Origin of the sequence: Falsiroseomonas oryzae (assembly GCF_027856955.1) — a bacterium.
GTDB lineage: Bacteria > Pseudomonadota > Alphaproteobacteria > Acetobacterales > Acetobacteraceae > Falsiroseomonas > Falsiroseomonas oryzae.
In genome coordinates this window covers 1-9,019 of the sequence record NZ_JAPSMD010000214.1, presented here as the reverse complement: position 1 = coordinate 9,019, position 9,019 = coordinate 1, and the positions used below count along the sequence as shown (strand labels likewise).

Annotated in this window: 10 protein-coding genes; 8 read left to right on the top strand and 2 right to left on the bottom strand. The window is 72.2% G+C overall.

Features of this window, described 5'->3' with window-relative positions:
- From OZN99_RS18765 to soxA, 7 genes are all read left to right on the top strand, one after another.
- On the top strand, positions 1-1,863 hold a 1,863-nt coding region (locus tag OZN99_RS18765), incomplete at its 5' end, for a xanthine dehydrogenase family protein molybdopterin-binding subunit (RefSeq protein WP_270936795.1).
- Positions 1,864-2,038: 175 nt separating this feature from the next.
- On the top strand, positions 2,039-2,500 hold the full coding sequence (locus OZN99_RS18760) for a (2Fe-2S)-binding protein (RefSeq protein WP_270936794.1): 462 nt from the start codon (positions 2,039-2,041) through the stop codon (positions 2,498-2,500).
- Positions 2,501-2,514: 14 nt separating this feature from the next.
- Positions 2,515-4,698 (top strand): xanthine dehydrogenase family protein molybdopterin-binding subunit, encoded by a 2,184-nt coding sequence (locus OZN99_RS18755; protein WP_270936793.1) that lies wholly within the window; start codon positions 2,515-2,517, stop codon positions 4,696-4,698.
- Positions 4,695-5,132: a sulfur oxidation c-type cytochrome SoxX gene (soxX, locus tag OZN99_RS18750; RefSeq protein WP_270936792.1), complete on the top strand. Its 438-nt coding sequence runs from the start codon at positions 4,695-4,697 to the stop codon at positions 5,130-5,132. The genes OZN99_RS18755 and soxX overlap by 4 nt, the downstream gene beginning before the upstream one ends.
- A gap of 4 nt (positions 5,133-5,136) precedes the next feature.
- A complete protein-coding gene (locus OZN99_RS18745; RefSeq protein ID WP_270936791.1) occupies positions 5,137-5,589 on the top strand; it encodes a thiosulfate oxidation carrier protein SoxY in 453 nt (150 codons plus the stop codon).
- Position 5,590: 1 nt separating this feature from the next.
- Complete coding sequence (locus OZN99_RS18740; protein WP_270936790.1) at positions 5,591-5,917, top strand: thiosulfate oxidation carrier complex protein SoxZ; 327 nt, start codon at positions 5,591-5,593, stop codon at positions 5,915-5,917.
- On the top strand, positions 5,914-6,660 hold the full coding sequence (soxA, locus tag OZN99_RS18735) for a sulfur oxidation c-type cytochrome SoxA (RefSeq protein ID WP_270936789.1): 747 nt from the start codon (positions 5,914-5,916) through the stop codon (positions 6,658-6,660). The genes OZN99_RS18740 and soxA overlap by 4 nt, the downstream gene beginning before the upstream one ends.
- Before the next feature lie 5 nt (positions 6,661-6,665).
- On the opposite strand, the gene OZN99_RS18730 is transcribed toward soxA, so the two are convergent.
- Together OZN99_RS18730 and OZN99_RS18725 are read right to left on the bottom strand one after the other, a co-directional pair.
- Positions 6,666-7,772 carry an LLM class flavin-dependent oxidoreductase gene (locus OZN99_RS18730; RefSeq protein ID WP_270936788.1) on the bottom strand — a complete coding sequence of 369 codons (1,107 nt, stop codon included), beginning with the start codon at positions 7,770-7,772 and terminating at the stop codon, positions 6,666-6,668.
- A gap of 31 nt (positions 7,773-7,803) precedes the next feature.
- The gene (locus tag OZN99_RS18725; RefSeq protein ID WP_270936787.1) at positions 7,804-8,694 is read right to left on the bottom strand and encodes an NAD(P)-dependent oxidoreductase; all 891 of its coding nucleotides are present in this window, start codon (positions 8,692-8,694) and stop codon (positions 7,804-7,806) included.
- 84 nt (positions 8,695-8,778) lie between these two features.
- On the opposite strand from OZN99_RS18725, the gene OZN99_RS18720 reads away from it, so the two are divergent.
- On the top strand, positions 8,779-9,019 hold a 241-nt coding region (locus tag OZN99_RS18720; protein WP_270936786.1), incomplete at its 3' end, for an NAD(P)-binding domain-containing protein.

Here is a 9,019-nt window from a genome sequence, read left to right as displayed (position 1 = left end):
GTGCAGCTGCGCGCCGCGGCTGCGACGCTGCGGCGCGAGCTGCTGAGCCGCGCCGCGCAGCGCTTCGGCGTGGCGGCCGGCGAGCTGCGGGTGGAGGATGGCGCCGTGCTCGCCCCCGGTGGCCGGCGCGCCACCTTCGCTGAGCTGGTCGGCACCGGCCGGCTGGAGCTGGCGGTGGATGCCAATGCCCCGATCAAGCCGCCGGAGGCGCGCCGGATCGTCGGGCGCACCGTCGCGCGCGTGGACATCCCGGACAAGGTCTTCGGCCGCTTCGACTACGTCCACGACTTCCGCCTGCCCGGCATGCTGCACGGCCGCCCGGTCCGCCCGCCCGCGATGGGCGCGGTGGCGGAGGCGGTGGACGAGGCGAGCATCCGCCATATTCCCGGCATCGTCCGCGTGGTGCACCAGGGCGCCTTCGTCGGCGTCGTCGCGGAAAGCGAGTGGTCGGCGATCCGCGCGGCGAAGGAGCTGCGCGTGCGCTGGTCCAGCTGGGCCGGCCTGCCGGACCAGGCACGGCTGTGGGAGCATGTGCGCGCCACGCCGGTGGCGCAGGTGCAGGTGACGAGCGACCGCGGCAACGCGGCGCAGGCCATCGCCGGCGCCGCGCGGCGGGTGCAGGCGACCTACGATTTCGGCATCAACAGCCACGCCTCCATGGGCCCGTCCTGCGCGGTGGCGCAGTTCGAGAGCGGGCGGCTGACCACATGGTCGGCCAGCCAGGCGACGCACAACCTGCGCAAGCAGCTGGCGATGATGCTGGCGATGCCGGTGGAGCAGGTGCGCTGCATCTACATGGAGGGTGCGGGCTGCTACGGCCGCAACGGTCACGAGGATGCGGCCGCGGACGCCGCGCTGCTGGCCCGCGCGGTCGGGCGGCCGGTGCGCGTGCAGTGGATGCGCGCCGACGAGCATGGCTGGGACCCGAAGGGCCCGCCGCACCTTGTGGACCTGCGCGCCGGCCTCGACGCGCAGGGCAACATCCTGGGGTGGGAGGCGGAGGCCTTCATCCCGAAGGGCGCCGGCGGCAACGTGGACCTCACCGCGGCTGAGCTCGGCAACCTGCCGCGGGAGAACCAGATCCACCCCGGCAACATCGTCCACAACCTTGCCCAGCCCTACGCCTTCCCCGCGGTGAAGACGACCTGCCACCGGCTGGACACCACGCCCTTCCGCCCGTCCTGGATCCGCACGCCCGGGCGGATGCAGAACACCTATGCCAGCGAGGCCTTCCTGGACGAGCTGGCCGCGGCGGCCGGCGCCGACCCGGTGCAATATCGCCTCCGGCTTCTGCCGCAGGACGAGACCCGCGGGCGGGAGGTGCTGGAGCGCGTCGCGCGCCTCGCCAACTGGCAGACCCGTCCCTCGCCGCAGGCCGACCGCAGCGGCGAGGTGCTGCGCGGCCGCGGCGTGACCTTCTGCAAATACGAGCTGGTGCGGACCTACGTGGCGGCCGTCGCGGAAGTGGAGGTCAACCGCCGGACGGGCGCCATCCGCGTCACGCGCTTCTTCTGCACGCATGACTGCGGGCAGATCATCAACCCCGACGGCGTGACGAGCCAGATCGAGGGCAACATCATCCACACCCTGTCGCGCACCTTCAAGGAGGAGCTGACCTTCGACCGCGGGGCCGTCACCAGCCTCGACTGGGCGAGCTATCAGGTCATCACCTTCCCCGAGGTGCCGCAGATCACGATCGAGTTGATCGACCGGCCCACCGAGCGCCCCTGGGGCGCCGGGGAGCCGGCGGCGGCGGTGGTGCCGTCGGCCGTGTCGAACGCGGTGTTCGACGCCACGGGCATCCGGCTGCGCTCGGTGCCCTTCACGCCGGCGAAGTTCCGCGCGGCCATCCAGGGGGCCTGACCGCGGTCGGCGCCGGGCCGGCGAGGCGTCCTCGCCGGCCGTGGCACTCGCCATGCGTGCGGCGGGCCGTCCGGCTGCACGCACGCCTTCACAGGATGGCTTCCCGTGCCAACATGCGCGGTGAGAGGGATGGCCGGCATGCGTGGCGTGCGGGCGCGGAAGGGAGAACACCGGGATGGCGCGACTGAACGTCAACGGAACCGTGGTGGAGGTGAATGCCTCCCCGGACACGCCGCTGCTCTGGGCGCTGCGCGACCATGTCGGGCTGACCGGCACCAAATACGGCTGCGGCGTCGCCCAGTGCGGCGCCTGCACCGTGCACATCGACGGGCAGGTTATGCGGTCCTGCACCCTGCCGATCTCCGAGGTGACGGAGACGCAGAAGATCGTGACGATCGAGGGCCTGTCCCCGGATGGCAGCCATCCCGTCCAGGTCGCCTGGCGCGCGCTGGATGTGCCGCAATGCGGCTTCTGCCAGTCCGGCATGATCATGGCCGCCGCCGCGCTGCTGGCGGAGAAGCCGCGGCCGACTGACGAGGACATCGACGCGGCGATGACCAACATCTGCCGCTGCGGCACCTACAACCGCGTCCGCGCCGGCATCCACCAGGCCGCCCGCGGCGGCATCACGGGCTGAGGGAGGCGCGCATCATGGCACCGCTCGATAACGCTGCGCCGTCCCGTCGCGGGCTGATGAAGGGGGCGGCCGCCGGCGCCGTCCTGCTCGGCTTCCACCTGCCGTCCAAGGGCGCGCTCGGCCAGGCCGCGCCGGCCGGCCAGGTGCCGGAGGTGAACGCCTGGGTGGTGATCCACCCGGACGACCGCGTGGTTCTGCGCATGGCGCGCTCCGAGATGGGGCAGGGCACGCGCACTGGCCTCGCCCAGATGATCGCGGAGGAGCTGCACTGCGACTGGTCGAAGGTGACGACGGAATACGTCACGCCCGGCCAGAGCCTGGCGCGCAACCGCGCCTGGGGCGCCTTCCTCACGGCCGGCAGCCAGGGGATCCGCCAGAGCCAGGACTATGTCCGCCGCGGCGGGGCGGCGGCGCGGATCATGCTGGTGCAGGCGGCGGCCAACCGCTGGGGCGTGCCGGCGGAGCAGTGCAGCGCGCGCGACAGCGTGGTGACGCACACGCCGACCGGCCGCACGCTGCGCTACGGCGAGGTGGCGGCGGAGGCCGCGCGGCTGACCCCGCCGGCCGAGGTCCCGCTGAAGGCGCCGGGCGCCTGGACGGTGATCGGCCAGTCCAAGCCGCGTCTCGACACGGCGGAGAAGACGACGGGGCGCCTGGTCTACGGGGCCGACCTGAAGATGCCGGGGATGCTGGTGGCGGTTCCGCGGCGCAGCCCGGTCTTCGGCGGCCGCGTGCGCAGCTTCGACGCGGCGGCGGTGCGCGGCCGGCCCGGCGTGCGGCACGTGCTGCAGGTCGGTGACAGCGCCGTCGCCGTCGTCGCCGACACCTTCTGGCAGGCCAAGACCGCGCTGGATGCGCTGCCGGTGGAGTGGGACAGCGGCGAGAATGCGCGCGTCCAGCAGGCGACGATCGACGCGATGCTGACCGAGGGGCTGGACGCGGCGGAGGCCTTCGTCGGCAACCAGCAGGGCGATGCCCGCGCGGCCATCGCCGGCGCCGCGCGCAGGATCGAGGCGGTCTATTCCTACCCGTTCCAGAACCACGCGCCGATGGAGCCGATGAACGCGACGGTGGTCTGGACGCCGACGCGCTGCGACGTCTGGTGCCCGACCCAGAACGGGGAGGCCGCGCTGGCCGCCGCGGCGCAGGCCGCGGGCCTGCCGCAGACGGCGGTGGACGTGCACCGGATGGACCTCGGCGGCGGCTTCGGCCGGCGCACCACGCATGACTGGCTGATCGACGCGGTGCTGATCGCGAAGCAGGTGCCGGGTGTGCCCATCAAGACGATGTGGACGCGCGAGGAGGACATGGTGCAGGGGCGCTACCACCCCGTCACCAAGTGCAAGCTGACCGCCGGGCTGGACGCGAATGGCGAGATCACCGGGCTGCACATGCGCATCTCCGGCCAGTCCATCCTGTCCTTCGTCTTCCCGACGGCGCTGCAGAACGGGCGCGATCCCGTGCAGTTCCAGGGCCTGAATCCCGGCGGCACGGAGGGCGCGATCGGCTACACCTTCCCCAACCTGCTGATCGACCACGCGATGCGGAACACGCATGTGCCGCCGCATTTCTGGCGCGGCGTGAACCACAACCAGAACGCCATCTACCTGGAATGCTTCCTGGACGAGATCGCGCATGCGACGAACCAGGACCCGCTGGCGCTGCGGCGGAAGCTGATGGCGAACCACCCGAAGCACCTCGGCGTGCTCAACGCCGTGGCGGAGCGCATCGGCTGGGGCACCCCGCCGCCGGCCGGCATCCATCGTGGCATCGCCCAGCAGATGGGCTTCGGTAGCTATGTCGCCGCCGCGGCCGAGGTCTCGGTCAGCAACAGCGGCGAGCTGAAGATCCACCGCATCGTCGCGGCGACGGATTGCGGCGTGGCCGTCAACCCGCGGCAGATCGAGATGCAGGTGGAAGGCAGCTTCGTCTATGGCCTCTCCGCGCTGCTCTACGGCGAGTGCACGGTGAAGGACGGCGCGATCGAGCAGACCAACTTTGACACCTACAACGTGCTGCGCCTGGCCGAGATGCCGAAGGTCGAGACCATCGTCATGCCCTCCGGCGGGTTCTGGGGCGGCGTCGGCGAGCCGACGATCATGGTCGCGGCGCCGGCGGTGCTGAACGCGATCTTCGCGGCCACGGGCAAGCGCATCCGCTCCGTGCCGCTGAAGAACGAGGACCTCCGCCGCGCGTGAGGGCGGCGGGACTGCTGCTGCTTGGCCTGTGCGCCGCCTGGCCGGCCGCAGGCCAGGTGGCGCCCTTCGTGGTGACGGACGACGCCATCGCGGCACCACTGCTTGGCCTGGCCGGGGACCGGGCCCGCGGTGCGGCGGTGGTGCGCAACCGGGAGACCGCGAACTGCCTGATCTGCCACGCCATTCCGGATCCGCGGGAGCGCTTCATGGGCGATGTCGGCCCGCCGCTGGCCGGCGTGGGCAGCCGGTTGACGCCGGGGCAGATCCGGCTGCGCGTCGTGGACCCGACGCTGGTGAATCCCGCTTCCGTCATGCCGGCCTATCACCGCGTGGCGGGGCTGGTGAATGTCGATGCACGCTACAGCGGTCGGCCGGTGCTGACCGCGCAGGAGATCGAGGACGTCGTGGCGTACCTGTCGGGGCTGGAGGAGTGAGCCGATGAACGCAGTGCGACGACGCGCGCTTCTCGCCGTGCCAGTGGCGGCCGCCGTTGCGCGGGACGTGGCCGCGCAGCCGGCGGTCGAGGAGGACTTCGCCGCCGCGGAACGCGCCATCCTGGCCGGGCGTACGCCTGTGGCCGGCGGCATTGCCATCGACATGCCGCAGCTCTCGGAGAACGGGAACTCGGTCGATCTCGCCATCAAGGTCGAGAGCGCGATGACGGCGACCGACCACGTCACCGCCATCCACATCCTGGCGGAGAAGAACCCGGTCCCGCGCGTCGCCCGCTTCGCGCTCTCGCCGCGCGCCGGGCGAGCGGAGGTCGCGACGCGCATTCGCCTGGCCACGACCCAGACCATCCTGGTGCTGGCCGAGACCAGCACCGGCCAGGTGCATCGCGCCAGCCGCGACGTGATCGTCATCCTCGGCGCCTGCGTGGACGGAGGCTGAGATGAGCGGCAGCATCACCGCCCGCATCACCCTGCCGGAACAGGCCCACCGCGGCGAGGTGGTGCCGATCCGCGTGCTGGTGCGGCACCCCATGGACCGCGGCATCGACGCGCCGGGCCTCAGGCCGGTGCCGCGCAGGATCCTGCACAGCTTCCGCGTGACCTATGCCGGCGAGGAGGTGTTCCGCATGGACCTCTCGCCCGGCATCGCCGCCAACCCCTATGTCGAGTTCACCACCGTGGCGGTCGAAACCGGCGACCTGGTCTTCGAATGGATCGAGGATGGCGGCGCGGTCTATCGGCGCGAGGCGCGCCTGGTCGTCGCGTGATCGGCCGCCCGGCGGCGGCGTTGCTCGCCTGCGCCGCGCTCGGCACGCTCGCGGCCGCGTCGGAGATCCGCCCGTCGCGCGACTTCCTTTCCCCGGAGCTGCGCGCGCAGCAGGACGATCCCTCGCGCCATCCCGGGTGGCTCTGGGTGGAGGAGGGGGAGGCGCTGTGGCGGCGCGGCGAGGCCAGCTGCCAGTCCTGCCATGGCGACATTGCTGGCATGGCGGGCGTGGCTGCGCGCTATCCCGCCGTCGCGGCCGATGGCGTGCTGCTGAACCTGGAAGGCCGCATCGAGCGCTGCCGCACGCAGCACCAGGCCCAGCGGGCCTTCGGCTACGAGAGCGAGCCGCTGCTGTCGCTGACTGCCGCGGTGGCGCTGCGCTCCCGCGGGATGCCGGTCTCGGTCGCGGTGGACGGGCCCGCGGCGCCCTTCGTCGAAGCGGGGCGGCGCTTCTACGAGACGCGGCAGGGCCAGCTGAACCTGGCCTGCACGCAGTGCCACGACGAGAATGCCGGCCGGCGACTGCGCGGCGACGTCATCTCCAACGGTCTCGGCACGGGCTACCCGGCCTACCGGCTGGAATGGAATGCCCTGGGCTCGCTGCACCGCAGGCTGCGTGCCTGCTCGCTCGGCGTGCGGGCGACGCAGTTCGATTTCGGCTCGCCGGAATACCTGGCGCTGGAGCTCTATCTGGCGAGCCGCGCGAACGGATTGCCAATCGAGGCGCCGGGCCTGCGGCGGTAGCGCGCCTACTCGGCCGCCTGGCGCGACGGGCCAATCGCCGCATTGACGCGCGGCAGCACCTTCTCCGCAAGCAGGATCATCGATCGGCGGCCGAGCTCGTAGTCGGTCCAGTCCTTGCCGGCATAGAGCAGCGTGCCGAAGTCGCCGACCTCCTCGCGGAAGGCCAGGATGCCGTCAGCCACCTTGTCCGGCGTCCCCCAGATCACCAGCCGGTCGAAGATGGCGTCTAGCGTGACCTCGTCGTCCGGCTGGTCGCGATGCGTCTTGAACAGCTCCAGCCGCCCGCCCTTGCGCATCTTGGTCAGCAGCTGGCTGTAGTAGAAGCGGTACGGGCTGTTGGGCCCGGTGACATACTCGCGTGCCTTCGCCTCGTCCTCGCAGACGAAGATGGACTTCGCCACGCGCCAGTTCGCGGGGTCGGCCGGCCGCCCGGCCTTGGAGCAGCCCTCGACGTAGCGCGGCCAATGCGTCTTCACCCATTGCGGCATCAGGAAGTTGGCGGAGATCGGCTCCCACCCGCGCGCCGCGGCTTCGGTCACGCCCTTGGAGAAGGGCGCGACGGCGGTGACCACGATGGGCGGGTGCGGGCGCTGCAGTGGGCGCGGCAGGATGCCCTGGCCGATCTCCGGCACGTAGGTGCGTCGCGTCGAGACCGACCAGTGCTTGCCCTGGATGTCGTAGGGCGGCTCGCCCTGCCAGATGGCCAGCACGGTGTCGATCGCCTCGAGAAACATCTCGGCGCGGTTCTTGTCGAGGTTGCCGTAGGCCTCCGCGTCGGAGAGCAGGCCGCCCGGGCTGATCCCGAAGATGAACCGGCCGTCCAGCAGGTGGTCCAGCATCGCCAGGTGCGACGCGACCGCGACGGGGTGGGTGTTCGGCATGTTCACGGTGCCCGTGCCCAGCCGGATGCGCTTGGTCGCATGCGCCAGCGTGGCGAGGAACATGGCGCAGGAGGTGATGTTCTCCGCGACGTCCGTGGAATGCTCGCCGCAATAGGCCTCGGCGAAGCCGAGCTCGTCGGCCAGGATGTAGGCCTCGCGGTCCTCGCGCAGGCACTGCCGCCAGTCCTTGTCCAGCGGATGGATCGGCATGGTGAAGAAGCCGAGCTGCATGGCCGCGCCTCCCGCGCTGTCTTCGTCGAACTCAGCCGCGGGCGCGGCCGGGCCACCAGGCCGGCAGCGTGGAGGCGTCGCGCCCGCCCCATCCCGCTGCCGAGGCGCCGTCGTACACCTCCAGCACGCGCGCCACGACGGGCAGGTCGGCGCCCAGCGCGCGCGCCTCCTCCAGCATGGTGCGGAGATCCTTGCGGACAAGATCGACGTCGAAGGTGCGCGGCGTCGGGTCGCCGCCCTGCAGCGCCTGCGCGATGGCGGGGCCGCGGTTCTTCAGCACGTTCGGCCCGCCGGAGGTGTCGGAGAACAGCTCCATCAGCCAGGCCGGGTCGCGGCCGAGGTGCTGGCACAGCGTCAGCGCCTCGCCCAGCGCCTGGTAGTAGACCAGCAGCGGCAGGTTGATGGCGAGCTTCATGGAGGCGCCGGCGCCGACCGGGCCGACATGCTCGACGCGACGGCAGAGGTCGTCCAGCACCGGCTTTGCGCGCGCGACGTCGGCCGCCTCGCCGCCCGCCAGGCCGAGCAGCTTGCCCTGGCGCGCAGGGCCGGTGGTGCCGCCCACCGGGCATTCGACATGCGCGCCGCCGCGGGCGCGCACGCGCTCCGCGAGCGCTGCCTGCACCTCCGGCCGGACGGTGCTCATCTCGATGACCAGCCGGCCGGTGAGATCGGCGGCCAGGATGCCCTGCTCGCCGCCGAACACCTGCTCCAGCGCGGCGGAATCGGCCAGGATGGTGATGATCACGTCGGCTGCGCCCGCCAGCTCGGCCGGTGTGGCGGCCCGGGCGGCGCCGCGCGCGACCAGCGGCGCCGCCTTGTCGGGCGAGCGGTTCCAGACGGTCAGCGCATGACCCTGGTCCAGCAGGCGCTCCGCCATGGCGCTGCCCATGCGGCCCAGACCTGCGATGCCGATGCGTGCCATGCGTTCCCCCTGCCGACCATATAGGCTCCGCATAGCATGGCCCCGCCCGGAGTCCGAAGGGGGTGGGGTGCAGGGGGAGGACGCATGGAGAAGGTCGTCGGCATCGTCGGGCTCGGCATCATGGGCGGGGCCATGGCGGTCAACCTGGTCGCGGATGGCTGGCGCGTGCTGGGCTTCGACACCGACCCGGCGCGCAGTGCGGAGGCCGCCGCTGCCGGCGTCACCGCGCGCGCCACGCTGGCGGAGGTCGCGGCCGAGGCGCCCGTGCTGATCACCAGCCTGCCCGGACCGGCGCCGCTGCTGGCCACCGCGCAGGCGCTGGCCG